Genomic DNA, 336 nt, shown 5'->3' with positions numbered 1-336 from the left:
GCGTTACCCTAATTTTGTTCTATATAGAGATTTGCTCCTTTTTTTTGGTAATGCAATTTTTCGCTGCTTATTACTCAGGCCAAACTCATTTAATATACTAAAAAATAGAATCAATGGTTTTTTTAATAGAGGAATTTAATCAATGAAAGTAGCCCTCATCACCGGCATCACCGGCCAAGATGGTTCATACCTAGCAGAGTTTTTATTAGAAAAAGGCTATGAAGTCCACGGTATTATCCGCCGTGCCTCTTCTTTTAATACCGAGCGTATCGACTCTGCGATTGCCAACTCTAGTAATATCCATCTTCACTACGGTGACTTAACCGATTCTTCGAA

1 protein-coding gene is annotated in these 336 nt (G+C 37.8%); it reads left to right on the top strand.

Translation table 11 applies throughout. The features are described from left to right. Positions 1–142: 142 nt before the first annotated feature. On the top strand, positions 143–336 hold a 194-nt coding region (locus Q5762_RS37600; RefSeq protein WP_315896805.1), incomplete at its 3' end, for a GDP-mannose 4,6-dehydratase.

The organism is Streptomyces sp. P9(2023), from assembly GCF_032436795.1.
Classification (GTDB): Bacteria; Actinomycetota; Actinomycetes; order Streptomycetales; family Streptomycetaceae; genus Streptomyces.
This window is presented reverse-complemented; position numbering and strand designations above follow the sequence as displayed.